This window comes from Gracilibacillus sp. JCM 18860 (genome assembly GCF_055395245.1).
Map to the genome: position 1 here is coordinate 1 of NZ_AP043868.1, position 24794 is coordinate 24794.

General features: G+C 36.0%; 31 protein-coding genes. 25 read left to right on the top strand and 6 right to left on the bottom strand.

The window, feature by feature from the left end:
• Window positions 1-185 precede the first annotated feature (185 nt).
• On the top strand, window positions 186-536 hold the full coding sequence (locus ACZ5R4_RS00005; protein ID WP_109984665.1) for a DUF2200 domain-containing protein: 351 nt from the start codon (window positions 186-188) through the stop codon (window positions 534-536).
• 249 nt (window positions 537-785) lie between these two features.
• Window positions 786-1148, top strand: a complete 363-nt coding sequence (locus ACZ5R4_RS00010) for an MmcQ/YjbR family DNA-binding protein (RefSeq protein ID WP_054787523.1) — start codon at window positions 786-788, stop codon at window positions 1146-1148.
• Between the two features lie 154 nt (window positions 1149-1302).
• On the opposite strand, the gene ACZ5R4_RS00015 is transcribed toward ACZ5R4_RS00010, so the two are convergent.
• On the bottom strand, window positions 1303-1833 hold the full coding sequence (locus ACZ5R4_RS00015) for a dihydrofolate reductase family protein (protein WP_109984664.1): 531 nt from the start codon (window positions 1831-1833) through the stop codon (window positions 1303-1305).
• Between the two features lie 96 nt (window positions 1834-1929).
• On the opposite strand from ACZ5R4_RS00015, the gene ACZ5R4_RS00020 reads away from it, so the two are divergent.
• The 4 genes from ACZ5R4_RS00020 to ACZ5R4_RS00035 all read left to right on the top strand — a co-directional run bounded on the left by ACZ5R4_RS00020 (window position 1930) and on the right by ACZ5R4_RS00035 (window position 5485).
• Entirely contained in the window at window positions 1930-2895 is a 966-nt protein-coding gene (locus ACZ5R4_RS00020; protein ID WP_109984663.1) for a helix-turn-helix transcriptional regulator, read from the top strand.
• A 64-nt stretch (window positions 2896-2959) separates the two neighbouring features.
• Window positions 2960-3220 (top strand): hypothetical protein, encoded by a 261-nt coding sequence (locus ACZ5R4_RS00025; protein WP_464367941.1) that lies wholly within the window; start codon window positions 2960-2962, stop codon window positions 3218-3220.
• Window positions 3221-3485: 265 nt separating this feature from the next.
• Window positions 3486-3905, top strand: a complete 420-nt coding sequence (locus tag ACZ5R4_RS00030) for a MarR family winged helix-turn-helix transcriptional regulator (RefSeq protein WP_054859668.1) — start codon at window positions 3486-3488, stop codon at window positions 3903-3905.
• Window positions 3906-3985: 80 nt separating this feature from the next.
• The gene (locus ACZ5R4_RS00035) at window positions 3986-5485 is read left to right on the top strand and encodes an alpha/beta hydrolase (RefSeq protein WP_464367942.1); all 1500 of its coding nucleotides are present in this window, start codon (window positions 3986-3988) and stop codon (window positions 5483-5485) included.
• A 63-nt stretch (window positions 5486-5548) separates the two neighbouring features.
• On the opposite strand, the gene ACZ5R4_RS00040 is transcribed toward ACZ5R4_RS00035, so the two are convergent.
• Entirely contained in the window at window positions 5549-7006 is a 1458-nt protein-coding gene (locus tag ACZ5R4_RS00040; RefSeq protein ID WP_109984661.1) for an MFS transporter, read from the bottom strand.
• Window positions 7007-7278: 272 nt separating this feature from the next.
• Between ACZ5R4_RS00040 and ACZ5R4_RS00045 the strand changes: the two genes are divergently transcribed.
• Window positions 7279-8463: an MFS transporter gene (locus ACZ5R4_RS00045; protein WP_109984660.1), complete on the top strand. Its 1185-nt coding sequence runs from the start codon at window positions 7279-7281 to the stop codon at window positions 8461-8463.
• Between the two features lie 122 nt (window positions 8464-8585).
• A complete protein-coding gene (locus ACZ5R4_RS00050) occupies window positions 8586-9065 on the top strand; it encodes a GNAT family N-acetyltransferase (protein ID WP_109984659.1) in 480 nt (159 codons plus the stop codon).
• 163 nt (window positions 9066-9228) lie between these two features.
• Here ACZ5R4_RS00050 and tlp read toward each other — a convergent pair whose 3' ends face one another.
• A complete protein-coding gene (gene tlp / locus ACZ5R4_RS00055; RefSeq protein ID WP_054859662.1) occupies window positions 9229-9459 on the bottom strand; it encodes a small acid-soluble spore protein Tlp in 231 nt (76 codons plus the stop codon).
• 233 nt (window positions 9460-9692) lie between these two features.
• Between tlp and ACZ5R4_RS00060 the strand changes: the two genes are divergently transcribed.
• From ACZ5R4_RS00060 to ACZ5R4_RS00085, 6 genes are all read left to right on the top strand, one after another.
• A complete protein-coding gene (locus ACZ5R4_RS00060) occupies window positions 9693-10544 on the top strand; it encodes a sulfite exporter TauE/SafE family protein (protein WP_464367943.1) in 852 nt (283 codons plus the stop codon).
• Between the two features lie 61 nt (window positions 10545-10605).
• Window positions 10606-11991, top strand: a complete 1386-nt coding sequence (locus tag ACZ5R4_RS00065) for a bifunctional metallophosphatase/5'-nucleotidase (RefSeq protein ID WP_109984658.1) — start codon at window positions 10606-10608, stop codon at window positions 11989-11991.
• Between the two features lie 62 nt (window positions 11992-12053).
• Window positions 12054-12359: a DUF1805 domain-containing protein gene (locus tag ACZ5R4_RS00070; protein WP_054859661.1), complete on the top strand. Its 306-nt coding sequence runs from the start codon at window positions 12054-12056 to the stop codon at window positions 12357-12359.
• Window positions 12360-12452: 93 nt separating this feature from the next.
• Window positions 12453-13229: a sporulation protein YunB gene (gene yunB, locus ACZ5R4_RS00075; protein ID WP_109984657.1), complete on the top strand. Its 777-nt coding sequence runs from the start codon at window positions 12453-12455 to the stop codon at window positions 13227-13229.
• A gap of 196 nt (window positions 13230-13425) precedes the next feature.
• Window positions 13426-14907 (top strand): sodium-dependent transporter, encoded by a 1482-nt coding sequence (locus ACZ5R4_RS00080; protein WP_109984656.1) that lies wholly within the window; start codon window positions 13426-13428, stop codon window positions 14905-14907.
• A 47-nt stretch (window positions 14908-14954) separates the two neighbouring features.
• Window positions 14955-15056, top strand: coding sequence for a methionine/alanine import family NSS transporter small subunit (locus ACZ5R4_RS00085; RefSeq protein ID WP_109984655.1), 102 nt, complete (start codon window positions 14955-14957; stop codon window positions 15054-15056).
• A gap of 37 nt (window positions 15057-15093) precedes the next feature.
• On the opposite strand, the gene ACZ5R4_RS00090 is transcribed toward ACZ5R4_RS00085, so the two are convergent.
• The gene (locus ACZ5R4_RS00090) at window positions 15094-16074 is read right to left on the bottom strand and encodes a M23 family metallopeptidase (RefSeq protein ID WP_109984654.1); all 981 of its coding nucleotides are present in this window, start codon (window positions 16072-16074) and stop codon (window positions 15094-15096) included.
• 83 nt (window positions 16075-16157) lie between these two features.
• Between ACZ5R4_RS00090 and ACZ5R4_RS00095 the strand changes: the two genes are divergently transcribed.
• Window positions 16158-16433 (top strand): YutD family protein, encoded by a 276-nt coding sequence (locus tag ACZ5R4_RS00095; protein WP_054787517.1) that lies wholly within the window; start codon window positions 16158-16160, stop codon window positions 16431-16433.
• 62 nt (window positions 16434-16495) lie between these two features.
• Here the strand turns inward: ACZ5R4_RS00095 and ACZ5R4_RS00100 are convergent, their stop codons facing one another.
• Window positions 16496-16762: an SAV0927 family protein gene (locus ACZ5R4_RS00100; protein ID WP_245902326.1), complete on the bottom strand. Its 267-nt coding sequence runs from the start codon at window positions 16760-16762 to the stop codon at window positions 16496-16498.
• Window positions 16763-16890: 128 nt separating this feature from the next.
• Between ACZ5R4_RS00100 and ACZ5R4_RS00105 the strand changes: the two genes are divergently transcribed.
• From ACZ5R4_RS00105 to ACZ5R4_RS00145, 9 genes are all read left to right on the top strand, one after another.
• A complete protein-coding gene (locus tag ACZ5R4_RS00105; RefSeq protein ID WP_054787515.1) occupies window positions 16891-17328 on the top strand; it encodes a DUF86 domain-containing protein in 438 nt (145 codons plus the stop codon).
• A 100-nt stretch (window positions 17329-17428) separates the two neighbouring features.
• The gene (gene moaA, locus ACZ5R4_RS00110) at window positions 17429-18445 is read left to right on the top strand and encodes a GTP 3',8-cyclase MoaA (protein ID WP_109984653.1); all 1017 of its coding nucleotides are present in this window, start codon (window positions 17429-17431) and stop codon (window positions 18443-18445) included.
• A 14-nt stretch (window positions 18446-18459) separates the two neighbouring features.
• The gene (locus ACZ5R4_RS00115) at window positions 18460-19473 is read left to right on the top strand and encodes a ThiF family adenylyltransferase (RefSeq protein ID WP_109984652.1); all 1014 of its coding nucleotides are present in this window, start codon (window positions 18460-18462) and stop codon (window positions 19471-19473) included.
• Window positions 19474-19485: 12 nt separating this feature from the next.
• Window positions 19486-20712 carry a molybdopterin molybdotransferase MoeA gene (locus ACZ5R4_RS00120; RefSeq protein WP_054859657.1) on the top strand — a complete coding sequence of 409 codons (1227 nt, stop codon included), beginning with the start codon at window positions 19486-19488 and terminating at the stop codon, window positions 20710-20712.
• Window positions 20713-20733: 21 nt separating this feature from the next.
• The gene (locus ACZ5R4_RS00125) at window positions 20734-21213 is read left to right on the top strand and encodes a molybdenum cofactor biosynthesis protein MoaE (RefSeq protein WP_109984651.1); all 480 of its coding nucleotides are present in this window, start codon (window positions 20734-20736) and stop codon (window positions 21211-21213) included.
• Window positions 21206-21439 (top strand): molybdopterin converting factor subunit 1, encoded by a 234-nt coding sequence (gene moaD, locus ACZ5R4_RS00130; RefSeq protein ID WP_054787514.1) that lies wholly within the window; start codon window positions 21206-21208, stop codon window positions 21437-21439. Before ACZ5R4_RS00125 ends, moaD begins: the two co-directional genes overlap by 8 nt.
• 6 nt (window positions 21440-21445) lie before the next feature.
• On the top strand, window positions 21446-21967 hold the full coding sequence (mobB, locus tag ACZ5R4_RS00135; RefSeq protein ID WP_054787513.1) for a molybdopterin-guanine dinucleotide biosynthesis protein B: 522 nt from the start codon (window positions 21446-21448) through the stop codon (window positions 21965-21967).
• The gene (locus tag ACZ5R4_RS00140; protein ID WP_109984650.1) at window positions 21955-22566 is read left to right on the top strand and encodes a molybdenum cofactor guanylyltransferase; all 612 of its coding nucleotides are present in this window, start codon (window positions 21955-21957) and stop codon (window positions 22564-22566) included. The genes mobB and ACZ5R4_RS00140 overlap by 13 nt, the downstream gene beginning before the upstream one ends.
• Window positions 22553-22939, top strand: a complete 387-nt coding sequence (locus ACZ5R4_RS00145; RefSeq protein ID WP_054859652.1) for a YbaN family protein — start codon at window positions 22553-22555, stop codon at window positions 22937-22939. Before ACZ5R4_RS00140 ends, ACZ5R4_RS00145 begins: the two co-directional genes overlap by 14 nt.
• 35 nt (window positions 22940-22974) lie before the next feature.
• Here the strand turns inward: ACZ5R4_RS00145 and ACZ5R4_RS00150 are convergent, their stop codons facing one another.
• Complete coding sequence (locus ACZ5R4_RS00150; RefSeq protein WP_054859651.1) at window positions 22975-23490, bottom strand: phosphatidylglycerophosphatase A family protein; 516 nt, start codon at window positions 23488-23490, stop codon at window positions 22975-22977.
• 268 nt (window positions 23491-23758) lie between these two features.
• Between ACZ5R4_RS00150 and ACZ5R4_RS00155 the strand changes: the two genes are divergently transcribed.
• Entirely contained in the window at window positions 23759-24730 is a 972-nt protein-coding gene (locus ACZ5R4_RS00155; RefSeq protein WP_054859650.1) for a hypothetical protein, read from the top strand.
• Window positions 24731-24794 lie beyond the last annotated feature (64 nt).

Consider the following 24794-nt stretch of genomic DNA (forward strand, 5'->3'; position numbering starts at 1 on the left):
TTCTTAATCATAAGACAATAAAGGTTATTTTTCTAGTTATTTATTTACAGCCCAAAAATAAGGTAACCAAAGTCTGTTCTAAAAACTAGACCTTCGCATGGATTTAGTGAATGTGTTAAGATTTTTAAAGATAATAAAATAAGAATACTAAAATAAATAAATGGATTCTTTATAGGAGGATTAACATGACCAAGCATAAAATTTACACAATGAGTGTTGCAAAAGTCTACCCCCACTATATTACAAAAGCAGAGAAAAAAGGACGTACAAAAGCGGAAGTCGATGAGATCATTAGTTGGTTGACTGGATATAGTCTAGAAGAATTAGAATTACAATTAGATAAACAGACCGACTTTGAGACCTTCTTTGCTGAAGCTCCCTTAATGAATCCATCGAGAGCATTGATTAAAGGTGTAGTTTGCGGTGTCCGAGTGGAGGACATTGAAGAAAAAACAATGCAGGAAATTCGCTATTTGGATAAGTTAATTGATGAATTAGCAAAGGGAAAAGCAATGGAGAAGATTTTGCGGACTTAATCTTAAACAATCGAGACCATTTCTAGAATAATAATCTAAGTTAAAGAAATACGTGTAGAAATTCTTATAAGCTCCGAATGTATTATATCACTTCCTTCATCGTGTGTTGCATTGCAATTATACAGAGAGTATACAGGTTCACTTTGGACGAGTATTAACTTTTATATCATATATTTAGAGGTAGCAAGGTATATCTCTAGGGCAATTGGTTTAGTGGAGTCTAATTACTGTTTGGAGGAATTATTCAATATGTTAACAAGAGAAGATATCTTTAAGCACGTCGAAGCAAACTATGGTACATTGCCTGACTACCCGTTTAGTAAGTTTCCAAACTATGCTGTTTTGAGACATATATCTGATGGAAAATGGTATGGTCTAGTGATGAATGTTCTTCCAGAGAAATTAGGATTAGATGGAAATGATGGAGTAGATATTTTAAATTTAAAATGTCCACCTGAATTAAATGATATTTTAAGAAACGGAAAAGATATTTTACCCGCATATCATATGAATAAGGAGCATTGGATTACACTTGTTTTAGAACGTGCCGATCCAAAAGGAGAGATTTATAAGTTAATTGAGCAAAGCTTTTATTTAACCAAGGAATCGTGAGATTAATAATGGATAACTATACCATGTTTCATGTATTGTACATGATATGATTGTGGGTATTTCAGAAGAAAAAACTGCTCTCTTAATTAGACCTTTGATAAGTTTCGCAACCATCAGTAGGGGGAAAGTAACCCACCACTGATGGAAGTCTTACTTATCTTTTTACTTCAAAATGCAACTCAGTAAATTGATTAAAATTCCTCGTGCCTTTTAGGGAAAGCTCTACATAGTGATTACTTTCCTTGAATAAAGGAATACCATTACCTATGATAGTTGGTGCTACAGTTATAATAAACTCATCGACTAAATCCTCTTGAATAAAGGAATCTAAAAGTTCACCTCCACCAACTAGCCAAATGTTATTCCCTTCTTTCTTCCTTAAGTTGTTTACAAAATGATGTATATCCTCATTAATGAACTTCACATTCTCGGTATCTTGATAAGAAGACCTTGTATAAACATAACATTCCTTCGTTTCATAAGGAAAATCTTCTATTTCTTTTATGATCCAATCATAAGTTCTTTTTCCCATTATAATGGTGTCAATCGTTTGATAAAATTCTGTAAAACCATTGTCCCCTTCTCCTTCAACCTTGAATAACCACTCCAGAGATTCATCCTTCGAAGCAATGTATCCATCCAAGCTTGATGCAATAAATAATACGATTTTTCTTCTTTGACTCATAATCATTCTCCTTTCATCAACTTACATATTAATTATAAAATAAAAATATGACATCTTATGTCATATAATAAAAAATACTATTAGAGGATGATTATAATGAGAGCTGACAGATTAATTAATATTATGATCCTTTTACAGAACAGAGGAAAAATGACGGCAAAGGAACTATCCAAAGAATTAGAGGTATCAAATAGAACCATTCTCAGAGATATGGATGCATTAACTAATGCAGGAATCCCAATTATTTCAGAAAGAGGAAAAGACGGAGGCTGGCGCTTATTAGATAATTTTCGGAGTAAATTAAGTGGACTAACTAAAGGTGAGATGCAAGCATTATTTCTCTTCCCCTCTGGAAAATTACTTAAAGATTTAGGTTTGAATAATCAGCTACTAGATACAAGACAAAAACTACTTGCAGCTATCCCCAGTACTTATAGAGAAGAAGCACAGGCAATGTGGGAGAGAATTTATATTGACTCCGGTACTTGGAGAGGATTTGAAGAAAAAAAAGACGCCCTTAAAACCGTGCAGCAGGCAGTTTGGGATAGTAGAAGGCTGAAGATTTACTATGAACAAGCAAATGGGGAGCAAAAGGACAGGATAATTGAGCCATTAGGATTAGTAGCAAAGGGCGATAAATGGTACTTAGTTGCCTTAAGAGATGGAGAGCTTCGAAATTATAGAGTATCACGAATACATAAGGCTATGATTGAAAATCAAACCTTTAAAAGACCGCTAGATTTCGACCTAGCTGCCTATTGGGAACAATCGAAAATAGATTTTGTACAAAATTTACCTAAATACGATGTACAAGTAGAAATTCATCCAGAAATAATGAAAAGAATTAATTTTACTAGTAAGTTTGTGAAAGTGATAAAAGTAGAAAATTCAAATGACGATAATTGGATACCAGTAACTTTAAGATTTAATGACAAGCAAGAGGCAATAGAGTTTATATTGGGATTTGCAAATAAAATAAAAGTCATATATCCCAAGGATCTTCCGGATAGAGTTGTATCGCTAGCCATGTCTGTTATTGACTTTTATTATAATAGATACTAAATTAATTTATGGTTAGATTTTTACTTCCGCAAATAATAGATAGGATGATGGTAAAATGAAAAGTATGAAAAAATGGAGAAAGATCTCAATCAAACAAGTATGCTTAATTATCATTACATTTATTGCAATGGTGGCTATTGCCTTCGTGCTTATTAGACTAGCAAATTTCCTAATTAGTGATATATTAGAACTTCATGGTTGGCTAAAGATATTTAGTCAATTTATAGCAATTATTCTTGTGATATATCCAGCTAAAATAACGTTTGGTAGTGTTCTTTATCATGTTAATGAGGATTTAAGCAGAAAACTAGCTGAGGAAACTTGATTCTATCATTAATCGAGTCCTCTAGTAGTAAAACTTGAGCTAACATGCATAAAGTAGTCAAATTGAGTTTTCTTTAACTAATCTTGAAAATAGAGGTATAATTAAAGGGCTCCTATCAAAGATTAGGGCTCTTATTTATACGTTAAAGTATAAATTTTTGCAGGAGGTAGGGCGACGAAGCGAAAATTTTGATGTCCAAAGTATATGAAAAGCTAATGCAGACGAGCGAATGCGAGTTTTTCTAATAGAAAGCAGGGGTCATTCAATGGAAGAACAAACTATTTTTCACATTATTAATAATATGGATAAGGTGACAAATAATTTAATAGTACAGTGGAATAAAGTTTTTGAGGAGGATCTTGGTGTTTCCCATATTCTCGTGCTCGGTCATTTAAAAGTGCATGGGAAGAGTAGACCATCAGATATTGCTAAGATTTTAGGACTTACTCCTCCAACTTTAACTTATTTGTCAGAAAAATTAGTTCAAAAAAATCTTGCGAAAAGATTGGTAGATGATTCTGACCGTAGAATTATCCATTTAGGAATTACCGATAAAGGAATCGAGGTAGTGCAACGTGCCAATCAAAAAGGAGTAGAGCTTCGCAAACGGCTATTTGAACAGCTAACAAAAGAGGAAAGAAAACAATTATTAACAATCTATGAAAAATTAAATAAATCTTTATAAAAAAATAACCAAAAAGATGAAACTCTCTATTCATTTTTACGTACTAGATTATAAGTGTTAAATAAATAGGGAGGGATTCTTTGAAACATTTATTTCAAGTAAAATTGTTGGTTACCTTGTTTGTCATTTTTCTATGTATACCTACTACTGTATTTGGACAAGAATCTGATACAGTAGAACACCATGTAAAACTTAACGGGAAATTGAATGCGCTTTCGGGGGATTTGTTAAGGTTCACAACTTCTACACAACTTGAACAAAATAATCTAGCTAGGAAAGGACCTATTGTTGATAAGGATAAACACCAGGACAGATTTGAACAGAAAGCAAGACATTATATCCGTGATCTCGAAGCAGGAAAGTATCAACATGCATTAAAATCCACTTCAAGAGCTTTGAAAAAATCGATTTCCGAGCAATGGTTAGAGGAATATTGGGTTACGCTTAAGCAGCAATTGCAGTCTCAAGCAGGAGAATTTCTTAGTATTGGATCCGTAACGGTAAAGGAATCGAACCGAGTTCATACGAATGTAGAGGTGGAGCTTCTATTTGAGAAGGCAACCTTTCCATTTATTCTAAGAATGGATCGATCGGCAAAAGTTGATGATTTTCTATTGGATTCCTTTATGGGGCCTTTTGCTGAAGCTCCGCTATATAGTAAACCAGAATTATTCACTGAAAAGGAAGTAGTGATTGGAAAAGGAGATTTTGCACTACCTGGAACATTGTCCATACCAAAAGGAAAGGGGCCATTCCCAGCAGTGGTACTCGTTCAAGGATCAGGAGCCACTGACAAGGATGAAACGGTGTATGCACTAAAGCCATTCCGTGATCTAGCATTTGGCCTTGCTTCTCAAGGAATTGCAGTACTTCGTTACAATAAACGTACCTATGAGCATGCGATTAAGACCACAGCAGATCCAAATCATACCGTTGATAAAGAAACAACAGACGATGCGCTGTTAGCAACACGTTTACTTGAAAAGGAAAAAAGAATTGATGAGGAGAGAATTTATATTCTTGGTCACAGTCAAGGTGGTATGATGGTTCCGAAAATGATCGAGGAAGACAAAAGACAGAATATTGCAGGGGCGATTATAATGGGGGGACCAGCACGCACGATCCAAGATGTTGTCCTTGATCAATTCGAGTATCTATTATCAGTTGGTCAAATAACAGAGCAGGTGTACGAATTTTACACGACACAATATGAAATGTTAAACGATCCTGATTTTTCTGGTGAGAACCCTCCAGAAGAATTTCAGCTTGGTCAGGCAGCATTTTGGGATTCCATAAATGATATCCGTGCAGCAGAAATGGCAAAAAATCAAACCGAACCGCTCCTCATCATACAGGGAGAACGAGATTATCAAGTACTGTCCGATGTCGAAATCCCGGTATGGAAGGCAGCTCTTCGTGATCGAGAAAATATAACGTATCAACTTTATCCTAAGCTAAATCACTTTTTTACAGAGGGAACAGGGGAAATGAGTAAACCAGAGGAATACTTTATCCCAGCTAACATTCCAAAATATGTGGTGAATGATATAGTCGATTGGGTGAAATCTGAACCGCAATGAGCTAAATACTTTTCGAAGACTTCGAAACCCTTTTAAATGTAATAAAAGGGTTTCTTTTGATAACTATTTATTTTCATCATCTTTTCTTTCAGTGATTTCTCGTTTTTCATCTTTCCACCATAAGGCTTCTTCTGGTTCCTCTAACACGTCATGTATTTCCTGTTTTTTCTCAACAGCAGGAGGTTGACCTCTAAGTGATTTACCAGAGGTTTCGACTACAAATAGAGCGACAATGATGATCCCAATAATAGAAGCAAAAATGATGTAATAGGCAGGAACCATCCGACTCATCGTAACACTGATTAGCCATGATACAACTAACGGTGCTGTCCCTCCAAATACAGATGTCGCTACATTATAGGTAATAGCCAATGAGCCATATCGAACTTCCGTAAAAAAGAGGGAAGGTAATAAGGACGGCATAATACCTTGAAAGGAGGCAAGTAATGCTCCTAGAATCATTAATCCAAAGAAAACGAGCCAATTATTGCCACTACCGATTAGTATAAAGGATGGGATGGATAAAACAATCATTCCTGATAGGCCAAATAGTATAATCTTTTTATTTCCAATACGATCACTAAAATAACCTGCCATTAATACAAATGGAATCATTATGACCATCACGACTAATATTAATAGTAGTCCCTTGGTATCTCCATAGCCTAGTACTGCATTTAGATGGGAAGGCATATATGTTAAAATGACGTAGTAGACTGTATTATAAAAAGAAACTAACCCTAAACCAATAAGCAATGATTTTCTGTGATGAATAAAAATATTTTTAAGAGATGCTTTACCTTCTTGATTATCCTCTTCTTCCTGTGACTCGAAAGCTGGTGTTTCATCTAAGTTATTTCGTAGGTAAAATCCGATAATACCAATTGGCGCAGCAATGAAAAACGGAATTCTCCATCCCCATTCATGCATGGTTTCCGACCCAAGAAGAAATGTTAATAATGTAACAATTCCCGCACCAGTTATATATCCGACTAATGTGCCAACTTCAAGTCCACTGGATAAAAAACCTCGTTTCTTATCAGCTGTGGATTCTGCAATATAGGTCATTGCTCCAGAATATTCACCACCAGCAGAAAATCCTTGCACCAATCGTGCCGTAAGTAATAAGATAGGTGCAGTTATCCCAATGGAATCATAAGTAGGAATTAATCCAATGGCAAGAGTCGCAATTGCCATGATAATGAGTGTAATCGCAAGAATCTTCTTTCTTCCTAAACGATCACCAAGCATACCGAAGAAAAGTCCACCAAATGGCCGAACTAAGAAAGCGACAGCAAATGTGGCGAAACTGAATACTAATTGCAACGGTCCACTGAACTCAGGGAAAAATAAGGCACCGAGAATGACAGCGAGATAGGAATAGATTCCAAAATCAAACCATTCCATCGCATTACCAACTGCTGTTGCGATAACCGATTTCTTTGCCATTTTTGTATCAACAACAATAATATCATCTTTCTCCAATTTTTTTGTATGGAGTTTACCCTTTTTAGACACCATATAATCCTCCTAACATTCAACTAGTACTATCTTTTCCTAGATCTCCAATTTATATGATAATAACGGAGGACAACTAAAGTTAATTTTGTGATCGAACAAATGCAAACGTCCCCCTCCTTTGGTATAATATAGAAAAAACAACGGTAGGAAAGGAGCAATGAAATGCCAATTAATCTTGCTAGACCTCCCTGTTAAGCCGTAAACTTAAATAGTTCTCGAGCACCTCCCTCTTCTGACATAATAGGTAATTCGGAAAAGAGAGGAGCTGGATAATGAACTATTTAACAAATGTCTGGAAGCTTTATGTCATTCGTTTTTTTCAGAGTCTAATACCTGCTTATGTGATTGAAAGATTGTTTTGGGAAGAGAGAGGTATAACAGTTCAAGAGGTAGTTTATACTGAAGTTATTTTTGCAGTGACAATCGTTTTACTAGAGATTCCATCGGGAATTGTAGCAGATAAATGGGGTCGAAAGAACATGATACTTTTAAGTAGTGTTCTTGAAGCCATCATGTTTTTCTTGTTGATCAATTCGACAGAATTTTGGCATTTCGCTATCGCTATATTTCTTTCTGGAATAGCAGGTTCAGCGAATAGTGGTGCAGAAAATGCCCTTTTGTATGACTCCTTACTACTAAGTAAAAAAGAGAAATCATTTGAAAAATACTTAGGTAGAGTCAATTCCTTTGACCTTATATCCGCCATTCTAGCGGCTTTAAGTGGAAGCTTTTTGGCCAACAAATTTGATTTTGAAGTAAATTATTGGTTATCTGTGATAAGTATGCTTGTCTCAGCGTGTGTAGCAGTTATGTTAGTTGAACCAATCACAAAAAATCAAAGCACAGAGCATCAAACAATAATGGGAAATTTAAAAATATCTATTCATTTCTTTATGAAAAATACGAATGTTTGTCTTGTTGTATTAGCTGGGATTGCAATCGGAGCAGCACTTAATTTTGTTTGGGAATTCTGGCAGCTATATTTAAACCGATTGGATATATCTATTCACTTCTTTGGATTTTTTCTAGCAGCACTCATGTTACTCACTATTCCTGGAAATTTACTTGCACATGCTGTCATTAAGCGATATAAATACCGAAGTGTGTTAATAACGATAACAGCTATTATAACTGTTGGCTTTATTTTTATATCCATTAAAAGTGGTTATACTGGATTGACTGCAATGTGCATCATTGTGCTGGCTTCGGGCTTTGTAGAGCCGATTGTTAGTGGATATTTGCATCATAGAATAGATTCTTGTACTAGAGCTACAATCGATTCCTTTCAGTCACTTGGATTAAATGCCATGCTGATATTAGTAGGTCTGGGATTTGGTTACTTTTCAAGCTATTATGATGTTTTTGGGGGTTATGCTTTTATCGCACTGATTAGTGGTGTGTTTTTAGTATATTTTTTATTTGCCTCGAAGGAAATAATCGATGAGCAGGTGAATTAGTGTGATCGAATTATAGCTGGTTAGTATTCCATTTATATAGGGATTTTCCTTCCTTACTACTTTTTTGTCTCAGCCTCTATTTATGGATATCCTTGATTAAAAAACAAGAAAGGATGTTGACATTGAAAGTACGCAATGTACGAAGTTCTGACTACAACATAATCGCACCGCTGATTGATGAATGGTGGGGTGGGAGGAAAATGGCAGCGATGTTGCCTAAGTTATTTTTCGTTCATTTTAACAAGACAAGCTTTATTGCTGAAAAAAATGGTGAGATAGTTGGCTTTTTAATTGGATTTTTATCACAAACGGATAGGAATGTCGCTTATATTCATTTTGTAGGTGTTCACCCTAAGTATCGCAGTAAACATATAGGCAAACGGCTTTATCAGATGTTTTTTCAAGTGGCACAGAAGAATAATCGAAATGTTATTCGCGCAGTAACCTCACCAGTGAATAAAGTATCGATTGCCTTTCATACAAAAATAGGTTTTAAAATAGAAAAAGGGGATAAGGAAGTAGACGGCGTTTCTGTATTTTCCGACTATGATGGAATAGATCAAGATCGAGTGTTATTTATTAAGGAGATCGACCTTATGTAACTCTATATTACTAGTTCAAATTAGATATAGTTAGGATATAACAGTCGTATGCACAGCAGGTGAATCCTTGTTAACTAATGGAAAACAGAACTTTAATGATCCCCACTTCAATGATAGAAGTGGGGAAACAAGTTAACCATTAGTGAGCTTCTGGAGTTTTACCTTATTGTTGTTGATTACGTGCTTCGTCTTTAATTTCTGCTCTCATACCAGAAATCGCTTCTTCTCTACGATGATTTTTATCCTTGATTTTTTCTTTTTCTTCTGAGGATGCAAATTTCATTGTATCATGTGCAGCTTCGATATTTTCTATTGTGTCTTGCACCTTTTGTTGTAACTTTTCTACATTATCTGAGCGATCATCAGGATTTGGATGGTTTTGGTGTTCTGTCATTTTTAATTCCTCCTTAATTAGTGATTCATTTTATTATGAGTAGGAAAGAAAAAATTATGTATACCCTTGAATCAAATGGACAGATTCTTATAGAATCCATATCCATTCGTAACTCTAATTGGATAATTTCCTCTAATACCTATATAATAAAGAAGTGAGTTCCTAGATGAACTCTTCTTTTATTTCATAAGACTTAATAAAGAAGTATTTTCACTTCATAAGAATAACAGTTGATGGAAGGGAATTTTACAGTGGTTATCATAATTTGTTTTATCATAGGCTTGTTATCTGCATTACTGGGAAGCATTGTTGGCCTTGGAGGAGGCGTTATTTTAGTACCGGTATTGCTAATTTTACATAGTACAACCTCTATATTTGCTTGGGCGGATGCTAGTACCATTGTTGGATTGTCGCTCATTATTATGATCTTTACAGCAATGTCCTCCACCTATGCCTATGCAAAATTGAAACGCATTGATTACAAAAGTGGACTGTACTTTATTTTAGGGAGCTTACCAGGAGGCATATTAGGATCTTGGTTAAATCAATTCGTCGAGACAGATACATTTTCCTTGTTTCTCGGGATATTTATGCTCTTTATCTTTACTACCTTCTTTTTTAAGAAACAACCAAAGATAGATGAGAACACCTTAAGCAAAAAGAGTAAATTTAAAATTTATCGAGAAATAAAAATAGGAGAGGAACAATATACATATTCCATCACTCCATGGATTGCAGTAGGAATAGCATTTATTGTCGGAATGCTTTCAGGCTTTTTTGGAATCGGTGGAGGTTCTTTAATGGTTCCAGCAATGATTATATTATTCCATTTTCCTCCACATATTGCCTCAGCAACTTCCATGTTTATGATACTAGCTTTAAGCATGGTTAGCTCCATCACCCATATTGCATTAGGTCATATCGAATGGCAATATGTTTGGGCGTTTATTCCTGGGGCATGGTTTGGTGGGGTACTAGGTGCGAAAGTTAGTCAAAAGATGTCTAGTAGAGCGATTGAGTATTTACTCCGAGTAGTCTTATTGTTTATTGGGTTAAGATTAATTTGGCAAGGAATCTTTGGATAATGCAGATATTTTGTATTAGGTCTTTGTTTAACTAGCCTAATATAGGGGGAGTTACTTATTTATGAAAGAAAGATTGCATTTTTATTATACAAACGATCTCCATAGTCATTTTGAGAATTGGGCAAGTATAGTTGATTTTTTAAATAAAAAAAAAGAAAAGCACCGTCAAGATAAGGAACATTATTGGATTGTAGATATTGGAGACCATGTGGATCGATTTCATCCTATTTCCGAAGCCTTTCGAGGTAAACGGAATGTCGAGTTACTTAATGATGTTGGTTATAATATAGCGACAATTGGAAATAACGAAGGGATTACCTTAGAATATTATGATCTATTTCACCTCTATGATGCAGCGACATTCAAAGTGGTTTGCGGTAATTTAACAGCAAGGAATGAAAGGCAACCCGTTTGGTTAAAAGATCATTACACCTTCCAGTCCGAAACAGGTATAAAGATTACCGTACTAGGGTTAACTGCACCTTTTACGCCGTTTTATAGACCTTTAGGATGGGATGTGGAACCTCCCTACGAATATTTACGGCGAGAATTACCGAAAGTAGAACAGGATTCTGATATTATTATTCTCTTATCTCATTTAGGTTTATCAGACGATGAAATGATTGCCAGAGATTTTCCTTCTATTGATGTCATTATTGGAGGACATTCTCACCATCTTTTGAAAAATGAAAAGTCTATTAATCAATCCATCTTAACTGCTGCAGGGAGATATGGACATTTTGTCGGTGAGGTTGACTTATTATGGGATCATAATCAAAACAAATTGATTGAAAAACATGCTTATGCAATGGAAACAAGTCATATGAAAAAAGATCTCGAGACAGAGAAAAAATTAGAGCACTTGAACAAAGAAGCAGAAATTGTGTTACAACAACCAGTAACAGTTTTGAAGCAAAGACTAGAAGTGAACTGGTTTCTGAATACAATCATTATTCAACAATTGACGGATCATTTACAAAAATGGACCGATGCTGATATTGCTATGTTGAATGCTGGATTATTACTAGATCATTTAGAAAAAGGCCCTGTTACAAAGCGTGATATCCATCGTATTTGCCCACATCCCATCAATCCTTGTACAGTTAAACTACGTGGAATTGAATTATTGGAAGTAATCAGAGGGGCATATGACCAAGCGTTAATTACGCTTGAACTAAAGGGATTTGGATTTCGAGGTAAAGTGATCGGGAAATTCGTTTTTAGTGGTTTAGATATAGAGATCATGACAGATGAAGATGGTATCGAGCATGTAAAAAATGTTTACTATCAAGGAGAAGAAATAGCTGAGGAACGAATATATACATTTGCTACAGCAGATATGTTTACTTTTGGTAGAATGTTCCCGCAAATATCACGATCTAAGACAAAACAATTCTTTTTACCAGAGTTTCTACGAGACCTATTAATAGATTTATTAAAAAATTAACATGAAAAACGCACATCTCTTTGGGCTAAGACATACAATTTAGTAGGAGGGGTGTGTTTATTATGATAGATGTAAAGCCTATTCGTATAGAAGATAATCTTTTTGTAGGAATTACAGTACAGCTTCCACATACCACACTTTTAGTAATAGCGAATGACATTGGTTATGTCATGTGTGGTGCGCTTGATGTGGACCTATTAAATGAAAAATTGCAAGATCGTCCAATAATTGCTGGTCGCGCAGTTGGTGTCAAGACATTGGATGATCTATTACACGCTCGTTTAGATAAAATTACTGTAAAATCAGAGGAATATAAATGGAAGGTTGGCATGTTAGTGAAGGATGCTTTATTACAAATTGCCGAGTAGTTTAAGGGAGCGAGTGCGACTTTTTTAAATATTTCTAAAATTTAATAATGAAATGGTTCACCTCCATCATATAACTAAGATGGGGGGATTTTTATGCGAAAAAGACGAAGAAGAATAGGGGCACCTCCAGCTAGACAAGTTGTCTTTATTACTTTTTTTATATTTATTATTTCCATGGTTGGGAGTATTTTAGTGGTTAATGAAGGCATTAAGCCAGTTTTGGTAGAATACGCTCAAGTACGCGTATCACAAGTTGCCAGCAAAGCACTAGGTATCGCAGTAAGTAGAAAAATTTCAGAAGATCTTGAGGCGGGAGATTTAATTGAAGTACAAGTGGATGAGAATGGAAAGGTAGAAAATTATATTTTTAATACAGTGGTAGAAAATCGTGTGCGAAGAAATGTTCAATATCGAGTGGAAACTTTTATGAAATTATTAGAGAAAGGAGAACAGCCTGAACTAGGTACACCGCTTGAGATAGAAGAGGAACTTGCACCATCGGAAAGGGAATTATTAGAAGCCATACGAGAACGTGGACTTCTTATTGAGGTTCCACTTGGTCAAGCATTAGGTGTTCCGGTTTTAGCAAATTTAGGCCCCAAAATACCAATCAATCTCGAAGCTGTTGGTGATGTATATACTGAAGTTAAAAGTGAAATGGTGGAGACAGGGATAAATGGTGCGCTTATTCGTGTTAATGTATACATTCAAGTAAATGTTCGTATCATAATGCCTTTTGCCTCTAACCCAGTCGTTTTAGAGCAAAATATTCCGGTGACGAGAATGTTTCATCCGGGAGAAGTTCCAGAGTATTATCAAGGAGGAGAAGGTGATTCTAATCTTTCTATCCCATTAGATCCTCTTAATTAAGTTATTGATTTTTCTTGGCAATTAAATAATAATGGAAGAGACGGGAACAAGAGATCTAGTGAATCTCTTGTTTTCCTTAAATTCAGATTTGACAGAATCTTCTGAAGTCCGGTATAATGCCATAGGTCGAAAGATATAAAACTAAACAAATAACTTCTTAATAATAATTATTGAGAAAAGGAAGGGGAAAAAAAGAATGGAAAAGCGATCACAATGGGGAACTAGATTGGGTTTCTTGCTTGCAGCGATCGGCTCAGCTGTTGGATTGGGTAATATATGGCGTTTTCCAACAACAGCGTTCGAAAATGGTGGAGGTGCGTTCTTTGTACCATATTTATTCGCATTATTAACAGCTGGTATACCGTTGTTAATCATGGAATATACGATTGGTCATAAATATCGTAGCTCTGCACCAAGAAGTTTTTCAAAGATAAGTAAAGGAATGGAATGGATCGGTTGGTGGCAAATACTTATTTCATTTGTCATTTCTACGTATTATCCAATTATTATCGCGTGGTCCATCATGTATGCCTATTTTTCAATTGGAACGAAATGGGGGGAAGATACCACTGCCTTCTTTACTGGAGATTTTCTAAACGTAGAGGCTGCAGGGACCTTTGGTTCAATGGTTCCTAGTGTACTAATCCCACTCTTATTTGTTTGGGTATTTGTGTTCTTCTTCCTAGGAAGAGGGGTTAAAAAGGGAATTGAATTTGCAAATCGAATCTTTATCCCAACATTGTTCATTATCTTTATTTTGATTGTTATTCGTGCTGTAACGCTTCCAGGTGCGTTAGAAGGGTTAGATGCCTTCTTTAAACCAGATTGGAGTCGAATAACAGAAGGATCAGTATGGATTGCAGCATATGGACAAATATTCTTTAGTTTATCTATTGCCTTTGCAATTATGCTTACTTATTCATCTTATTTACCTAAAAAGTCAGATATTACCAATAATGCATTTATTACTGGGTTTGCAAATTCATCATTCGAGTTATTAGCAGGGATTGGTGTTTTTGCTGTCTTAGGATTTATGGCATCCCAATCTTCTCAACCTATTGAAGATGTAGTGGCTGGTGGTGTGGGCTTAGCCTTTATGGTTTTCCCAGAAATTATTAGTCAAATGCCTGGCTCTAGTCTTTTTGGTTTTCTATTTTTTGCATCCTTAGTATTAGCAGGGATAACTTCCATGATTTCTATCTCTGAAACCTATATTGCAGCATTACAGGAGAAATTCTCCATATCTAGAGGAAAAGCACTTTTAATAGGTGGAGGACTTGCTTTTATTGCCTCCTTGTTCTATGCAAATCAAGGTGGATTAAATCTACTCGATACTGTCGATCATTTTATCAACAACTATGGTGTCGCCTTAGCTGGGTTATTTGAGGTTGTTGCGATTGCCTGGTTCGCTAGATCACTAAAGGATTTACAAGCACATGCCGATTCTATCTCTGATATTAAGTTAGGTACATGGTGGAGATTATCCCTTGGGCTAATAACACCAATAGTACTAGGATATATGATGCTTCAAAATTTAAAATTGGAATTACAAGAAGCATACAGTGGTTATCCGATCGAATACCTATTTAATTTTGGGTGGGTTGTTGCCATCGCAGCGATGTTCCTAGGAGCAATACTATCCATTAAAAAATGGCCAGCGAAGGATCATGAAGCATAAAGTTTAATTTGTGAAACATCATTCACACAAAAAGGAGGCATCAATCAATGTCAACAAGTGCAATTGTAATGGCAGTGATCGGAATTGTGATCATTTGGGGCGGCCTTTTTCTAAGTATTATGAGAGCCAGAAAGGCATCCAAGGAATAAATAAAGCCATAGAAGAAATAATCCGTAGTGCAAATGCCTACGGATTATTTCTTTCCCATTTCTTTAGATAGGGATATGGGTCAAATGACCACTCTTTTTTTCCGTCATCTTTATATAGGCCATAATGTAGATGGGGAGGAAACTTTCCTGCAGTTCCTGGAGGTCCATAACCGCTTGAACCAACAGATCCAATCGTTTGGCCAGCTTCCACGATGTCACCGACTTCAATTCCTTCTGCAAATCCGTTTAAATGTGCGAAGTAGTGATAACGATTATAAATATCCCTTATTCCTATTCTCCATCCTCCATACTTATTCCAACCTTTAAGTTCAACGACTCCATATTGCGTAGACCTTACTGGGGTCCCGTAGTCAGCAAAAATATCTGTTCCTTCATGGATTCTTCTGCCCCCAAAACCTCTGGCATCTCCCCAGGTGTTCCTATAGCTATAGTTATAACCTTTAGGTATTGGAAATGCAGTCGTATCGAACGTTATAGATTGATATTTCTTAAATAATTTCGCATAGTTCATAATAGAAAGTACGGTTAGCTCTCTTTTGTAATAATGCCATAATGCTGTTTTTATATCTTGCTCTGTATAGCCAAATTGCTGTAAGTAGGTGCCTATTGTTAATAGAGTATCTCGAGGATTCTTGGGATCTGCGATCCTGTCCCCATCCCCATCCATGCCCATGCCACCAAACATGGAGATGATACTGGCATTAGTTTTTTCACGAATTGGCGCTAAACCATACCATTTTTCATCAGGTATCGTAATATGAATAAGCTGTTTATCATCGATTAGATTAGATTCATATTGATTAATGGCAGCATAATAATACCAAGGAATAAACGTTAAGACTTCCATTTGTTTGAACAATTGGATTTTTTGTTGATCCTCATCCACTTTTTCCTCTGCATGTGCTATAGTAGTAAGAAGAAAATAGCTACATAAAATGAGGATTATTGTACGCTTTAACAAAAGAAAATTCCTCCTTTCTGCATTTTTTGATATCATTATTGTGAGTTAGTAACTGCTATTTCATGCAACCAAGATATGTTAATTTTAGATGGGGGTTAGAAAGATTGGAGTGTCCGTTCATGTTTGAAGTACAAGGGAAAACCTACGAAGTTATACAAAATTATCGAGAAGGCTTTGATGAAAAGGCCTTTAAAGAAAGATATAGTGATGTATTGGGCAAGTATGATTTTATTGTTGGGGATTGGGGATATGATCAATTAAGATTAAAAGGCTTTTATGATGACCAAAACCCGAAAGCGAGTTTTGATACAAAGATAAGCACAAGTGAGGATTATCTTTATGAATACTGTAATTTCGGTTGTCGTTATTTTATTGTCAAACAAATTGTCCAATAAGAGAAGATCAGCTCCTTTTTAATGGAGAGCTGATCATTAATAGCATTTACACCTAGAAGTATTCATGATAAATGGCTTCTAATAAAATGGCGAAAATCCTCTGCTTCTATTTCATTATATTGTAATGCATGCTCGATATAGTTATTCTTATCGATATTACTTAATGAGAGAGACGTATATTTATTTGAATTCATGTCTACCACAATGTGATTGGGATGAAGAGAAGGTGAGGAGATAATAGCAATATCAAAACGGATAGTATCTCCTTTATAACTAATAAATTTCGTTTTGCTGTTTTCTTCTTCATTTCTTATATATTCGATTGGCAATTTTTCACACTCCTTTTTCCACATATGTTAACAAAAGGAGAACGTAGAGTAAAGATAATTTATTTACTATTCCTTATCTGTACCTGTTTATGGTAAAATAAAACTATGATGCTAGGGGGACGAAGAAGATGTATTTTGTTGATATGAACAATTTAAAGGCAAAATTAAACTACTTTGATCAAACATTAGCTTATGTAGAAGGTGCATCCTTTCAGTCTGACCTTGCTAAGTTTGGCCTTGAAAGGATCACGCAGGTGTTAATTGAGTCCATTCTCGATGTAGGTAATATGATGATTGATGGTTTTTTGATGAGAGACCCAGGAAGCTATGTCGATATTATTTTAATATTGGTGGATGAGAAAGTGATTCCTAATGAAGAACTAGAAGCATATCAGTCGCTTATTCATTTGAGGAAAATGCTTGTGAAGGAATATGATCAAGTAGACCATGAAGAGATTAACACACTATTAATAGCTCATTTATCCATTTATAAGCAGTTTAGTACACGTATTCGCACCTATTTGGCAAATGAGATGGGGGTTGCAAATACTTTTTCTACAAAGTAAGGCAACCGTCTTTCTTTGAATTCTTGGTTGTGATTTTCTTCACAAGTCAGATGGTTCCCATTTACATCGACATATATAATACTAAAAAAGGCGGGATAGTATGCAGGATCAAGTCATTACAGATAAATTAGGGCGTTTATTACAGGACTTACGTATTTCGGTGACAGATCGTTGCAATTTTCGCTGTCGTTACTGTATGCCAAGAGAAGTCTTTGGAAAGGACTTCCAGTTTTTGCCGAGAGAACACTTGTTAGATTTTGAAGAAATAGAACGTATTGCGAAGGCCTTTCTTGAGCTTGGAGTAAAAAAAATAAGATTAACAGGTGGTGAACCATTACTTAGACGTAACATCACAGACCTGATAAAAAGGTTAGCATCGTTAGATGGATTAGAGGATATCGGTCTCACAACGAATGGTGTACTTCTTGGGCGAATGGCACCAGAGCTGAAGGAAGCTGGACTAAGGAGAGTAAATGTTAGTCTAGATGCGCTAGATGAAGAAACGTTTATGGCTATTAACGATAGTAAGATCTCTTCCCACTCCATTATAGCGAGTATTGATAAGGCAGTAGCTGCGGGATTAAATGTAAAAGTGAATATGGTAGTAAAAAAAGGAATGAATGATCATGAAGTACTACCAATGGCGGAATTCTTTAAGGAGCGGGGTATTACCCTTCGATATATTGAGTTTATGGATGTTGGACAGACCAATGGATGGGATTTCAAACATGTCGTGACAAAGAAAGAAATCTATCAGCAAATTGCTGCCAATTATGAACTGGAACCAATGGATCCTGCTTATGTCGGAGAGGTAGCAAAACGTTATCGCTATAAAAACACAAATACCGAAGTAGGCTTTATTACATCGGTTTCTGAATCCTTTTGTTCCTCTTGCACGAGAGCACGGATTGCAGCAGATGGTCATTTTTATACTTGCCTATTTGCGGGGACTGGATTAAACCTAAAGGAAATTATTCGTTCTGGAGCAACCAATGCGGAGCTTAGGGACATCATCATATCCCGGTGGAATAAGAGAGAAGATCGTTACTCTGATCAACGGACAGAGGAAACGGCACGCAAGCGAAAGAAAATTGAAATGTCCTATATTGGTGGATAAAGAAGGGATAAAAAATGAAGGAATTTGATCGTTACCATAAACAAATGCTTTTTAAGCCTATCGGAGAACATGGACAGGCTCTATTAGGAGAAAAGCATGTGTTAATTATCGGATGTGGAGCATTAGGATCTTCCATTGCTGAGATGCTAACAAGAGCCGGTATCGGTAAGCTAACCTTAATAGACCGTGATTATGTCGAAATATCTAATTTGCAACGACAGCATCTCTTTACTGAAGCAGATGTGCAAAAGAAATTACCTAAAGTTATTGCGGCACAGTCTGCTTTGAACTCGATAAATGCGGAGGTTACGATTGAGGCACATGTAATGGATGGGAATGCAAATACTTTACCTAACCTTGTGAACAATGTAGATCTCATCATGGATGCAACCGATAATTTTGATACTCGTTTTTTAATTAATGATATTGCACAAAAGCATTCTATCCCATGGATATTCGGAGCATGTGTAGCTAGCTCTGGACTATCCTTTACAATTATCCCAGAAAAAACCCCATGCTTGGATTGTTTGATAAAGGTTGCCCCAATGTTTGGGGCAACATGTGATGCTGTAGGGGTAATCAGTCCAGCCGTTCAAATGGTTGTAGCTCATCAAGTGACCGAAGCTCTGAAGATTTTAGTGGGGGCAGAAGGGAATTTGCGATCTACCTTGGTCATCTTTGATCTTTGGCATAATCAATATCAGATGATCGATGTATCAAAAGCAAAAGCCAAAGACTGCAAAAGCTGTGGTACGGATGCGTCTTATCCAGCTTTGACCTATAAGAATAGTACGAAGACAGAGATTTTATGTGGTCGTGATACGGTGCAAATTAGAGGGAAGAAATTTGAGCTAACAATGCTTGCTAAACAGTTAGAAAGGTTTGGTGAGGTAAACCAGAATCCATTCCTTGTCTCTGTACAGACAAAAGCTCATCGAATCGTCTTTTTTCAGGATGGCAGAACCTTTATCCATGGCACCAATTCGATTAAGGAAGCAAAGAAGATATATTATCAAATGGTCGGTTAAGGAGGGAGAAAAATGGAAAAGAGAACTCCGATTGCAGTAGATCAAGCGGTTGAACGTGTAATACAATGCAGGGTAACTGGGGAAACAGAATACATTGATATACAATTAGCTAATGGAAGAATTCTAGCGGAAGATTTAATAGCTGATCACGATGTACCAGCATTTAATCGCTCTCCTTATGATGGATATGCAGTGCGTGCAAAGGATACATTGGGAGCTAGCGTGAATACGGTAATTACACTTAACATCGTTGGCCATATTGGAGCGGGAAGTGTATTTGATAAAGAAATCAAGCGAATGGAAGCAGTTCGCATTATGACAGGTGCTGAAATACCTAATGGTGCTGACGCGGTTATTATGTTAGAAGATACGAATACAAACGATGATAATACTGTACAAATTTCCCAGGAAATGAATTTCCACCAAAATATATCCTTTCAAGGAGAGGATGTGGAAAAAGGCTCTGTCCTTGTTAGTAAAGGGACAAAAATTAATCCAGGTATCATTGCTTTACTTGCAACCTTTGGTTATCAAAAAGTGCCAGTTAGCAAAAGACCAGTTTTTGGGGTAATAGCTACAGGAAGTGAGTTACTGGAGATCCATCAACCCTTAGAAAAAGGAAAGATCCGCAATAGTAATGCCTATATGATTATTGCTCAAATTGAGCGAGCAGGTGGCAAAGCCAAATATTTTGGCCAATTGTCGGATGATCTAGATAAAAGTATTAAAAAAATAGGAGAGATACTAAACGAAGTAGATTTTCTCATTACAACAGGTGGTGTCTCTGTAGGCGATTTTGATCTACTTCCTGAGATATATCATCATTTTGGCGCGGAAGTGCTTTTTAATAAGGTCGCAATGAGACCTGGCAGTGTGACCACTGTTGCTCAGCTAGATGGTAAGCTATTATTTGGATTATCTGGTAATCCATCAGCTTGCTATGTAGGGTTTGAATTGTTCGCTAAACCAATTATAGATAGCTATTTACAAAAACAAATGATTGGTCTTAAAAGGGCGCATGCAGTATTAGCTGTTGACTTCCCGAAAAGTAATCCATTTGATCGTTTTATTCGTGGCCATGTAAATAATGTCAATCATCAACTAGAAGTGAAGCCATCAGGAAAGGATAAATCAAATATGGTTCATTCTTTAGCCAATGTAAATTGTTTTATTCATCTATTAGGTGGGACAGAAGGGTACAAAAAAGGGAGTATCGTCGATATATTATTATTAGATTAAGAGAATCTGAGGAGAATGAATATGAATGAAAAGCTTTTTGAAGTGGTGGAGAAACCAATTTCTGTTCAAGAAATGATTAAGAAGGTAGAACGAAGAGAAGCAGGTGCGATTACAACCTTTATTGGTACTGTTCGAGAATTTACGAAAGGGAAGCGAACGATCTACCTAGAGTATCAAGCATATATTCCAATGGCAGAAAAAATGCTCGCAAAAATTGGGGAGGAAGTTAGAAGGAACTGGCCTCATACAGAAATAGCAATTAGCCATAGGATTGGTAAGCTAGATATTTCAGAAAGTGCTGTTGTGATCGTAGTATCTTCTCCACATCGAAAAGCAGCATATCAAGCAAATGAATATGCGATAGAGAGGATAAAAGAAATGGTCCCGATTTGGAAAAAAGAACGTTGGGAAGATGGAGAAGAATGGGTTGGTAATCAGCTTGAAAATATCTCTTACCCAACAGGAAAACCAGAAATAAAGGAAGGTATAAATAATGATTGAAATCTTATTATTTGCCCAACTGCAAGAGGATGCGGGTACGGATAAACTTCTAATCGATGGTGATGGATGGACGGTAAAGAAATTAAAGAATCAGTTAATTACACAATATCAGCTATTACAAGTAGAACAATCAATGGTTGCGATAAATGAAGCATATGCACTTGATTCAGATGAAATCCATTCAGGTGATATTGTTGCAATTATTCCTCCAGTGAGCGGGGGCTAATTAGATATGATTATTATCCAAATCGTAGGCTATAAAAACAGTGGCAAAACTACACTCATCACAGAGTGGATTCCATTATTAAAAGGATTAGGCTATCGTATTGCCACATTAAAGCACCATGGTCATGGAGGTGAGCCTGACGTCATTGCCGAAGTAGATTCTATTCAGCATTTTCGTGCAGGGGCGACTATGTCAGCAGTAATAGGAGAAGAGACAGTTCAAATGCAAGCAGATTTAAATCACTTAACCATTGATCGAATGATCAGCTTCTATCAATCATTAGGCGTAGATCTTCTTTTTGTTGAAGGCTATAAACAATACCCTTTACCAAAGATTGTTCTATCGAAGGATAGTACAGAACTCGATGAATTATTAAAGTTAACAAATGTGCAGGCATATTTATGCACAAATCCGCTGAGAGAAATAAAGGATTCATTTGGATTTGATGATAAGTCAACATTATTCGAGTATTGTCAACATAATTTAGCTAACTTTACAGTGAAGGAGCTGCCGAAATGGATACGATAATCGGAATAGTGTTAGCTGGTGGAAAATCTAGAAGGTTTGGATCACCAAAGGCATTTGCTGAACTAAACGGTGTTCCTTTTTATTGTTATCCAGTTCAAATACTTTCGAGGCTTTGTAGTTCCGTATATGTTGTTGCTAGACAGCAAGATTTCGACAGGTTTAATCTGCGAAAGAAAGAGCTTCTAATGGAAGATCACCCTGACTTTTTAGGGGAAGGGCCACTAGCTGGACTTTATACTGTTATGAATCAGAAAACAAGCAACTGGTATGTAGTATTACCTATTGATACACCTTTCATCCATTTAGCACATGTAGCTAAGCTAATAGAAGAAAGTGATGGTCAATATCAAGCAATCATTCCCATTGTCAATGGTGTCAACCAACCGCTAATTGCACTATATCATCATTCCGTTAAAAATTTGATAATGATGCAATTGCAACGGAAGCAACGATCGATGAAAGCATTATTAGAAAAGCTTCATGTGAAATATGTTCACTTCCCTGAAGCAGATAGCTTTCATTTTATTAATATCAATGATCACAAGGAATGGAAAAAAATACAACAAGCTAGTCGTGGTGTAATAAATGACAGGCTTTAATCGATTTATTTGGATATTCTTTGGATCCTTAAGTTTAATTATAGGGTTGATTGGAATCGTCATTCCGATTTTGCCAACAACTCCATTGGTCATACTTGCAGGTTTTTGTTTTGGAAAATCCTCTCCTAAGCTTCACCATTGGCTTTTGACAAATCCTTATTTTGGTCGCTACTTATTAGATTATCAAAAAGGGAATGGAGTACCCTTTAGAATTAAATGGATGGCTGTACTTATAGTTTGGATAAGTGTTGGTTTTACGTTAATCATCATACCATTAGTCCTTGTTAAAATATTGATGATCCTCGTTGCTATTTTTGTTACCATTTTTATTTTTACATCTTCCTTGCTTAAACCAAAAAACCCTCACGAGTAAGAGGGCTTTATCATCGGTTCTAGCAAGTTTTTTTGTTACTCATCATCTATGCTTACATCATGGACTGCTCTATGAGCAAGACGTGAAGAAGCAGCTGCAGCTATTGCTCCTACAATATCATCTAAAAAGGTATGGCAGTCTCCATCTGTCTTGTCATTTAACTTCTCTAGGATGCCTGGCTTTACTTTATCAATATATCCATAGTTGGTAAATCCAATCGAACCATATACATTCACAATAGAAAGGGCGATAACTTCATCAATCCCATAAAGGCTTTCATCTGTTGCAATAATTTCTTGTAGAGGGTGATCTAGCTTTTTTTGTTCTGCCAGAATATCTAATTGAATACCTGTTAAGATAGCGTTCTGGACCTCTCGCTTCATTAAGACACTATTAACATTCTCATAGCAATCCTCCATTGTTAAATTTTCCTGATATTTGTTTTGGAGAAAAAAAACTAATTCTGCTATATCATGAAGTTCAACACCACGTTGCTTCAATAATTCTCTTGCTTTTTTCTCTAAATCTGTCATTTGACGTTCCGTAGTCATTTCATCACATCCTATATTATTTTAATTCCACTATCATCATAATAAATCCTGCAATTTGATATTACAAAACGACATTGTTTCCTGGTATTGCCAAAGGGTATAGACTAAAACACCACAACTTGTGACCAATAAGACCTGTATTATCAACAATGAAGCTTTACCGGTCAACTACCTCGCAGTTTATCACACTGTGATAACATTTTAATAGAAAGATTTACATATAATTATTATACCAAAAATAAATAATTATTCGTTAGGGGGACGCAAGATGCATCCAATATTTCTACATTACCCTATTTCTGTGCCTAGTAAACAAATAAATGCACAACCATACCCGACATATGTCGATCAGAACAATTATTACTTTATTATTCCAATTCAGCAAGAAGAGGATGCGATTTGGGAAAAATACGTAATATCCAACCACCTTCATCAAAATACCTTTACCAATGTTACACAACCGATAAGAAATATACATAACCAATTTGTAACAACGGTAGGAAAAGAAAAATTTCTTTTATGCTTCGCCAGAAAAAAACAAACGTTAGATTCCTCTCCAGGTCAAAAGCTCGCTCATTTTCACCAAACTGGCTTCCAATTTCCATACCAGCCACAAACCATTAGTACGTATGGTAATTGGAAAAATTTATGGGTTAACAAAATTGATCAATATGAAGCGCTGTACAAAACGTATTATAAACAGCAGCCAACCCAACCCATTATGCGGGTGCTAGCAGATGTTTTTCCTTATATGGTAGGGTTAGCGGAGAACGCGGTTCAATATTTAAATATAGCCGAAGAAGAAAAAAATTATCATATGAACGATCAAGCCACCCTTACATTCTCACGTTATTCCAATCAATGTATGGATGATTTCATCTGGATACATGAAATTGTTTACGATCATCCTATTCGTGATGTGGCAGAATCGATAAGACCATTTTTATTAAAGGAAAGAGGATTAGACGATAAAGAATTTCAACAATTTATGGGAGAATATTTAGCGATTTGTCCTTTATCATCATTTGCTTGGAAATTACTATATGCTCGACTTCTTTTACCTATTCATTTATTTGATAAGATCGACCAATATCGGGATAGTGACCTTGGCGAGAAAGCATGGCATCGACTTGTTGAAGATCAAGTGTATTATGAGCAGAATTTAAAACAATTTTTTTCCTTATTTGCTGTTGAATTTAGAGATATGGATATAATACAATTAGATTGGCTATTAGACTAAATAAGTGGCATTAGGCTTAGTTATAGTGAAGGATTGTTGGTTTTCACCAGAACCTCGGGTGATA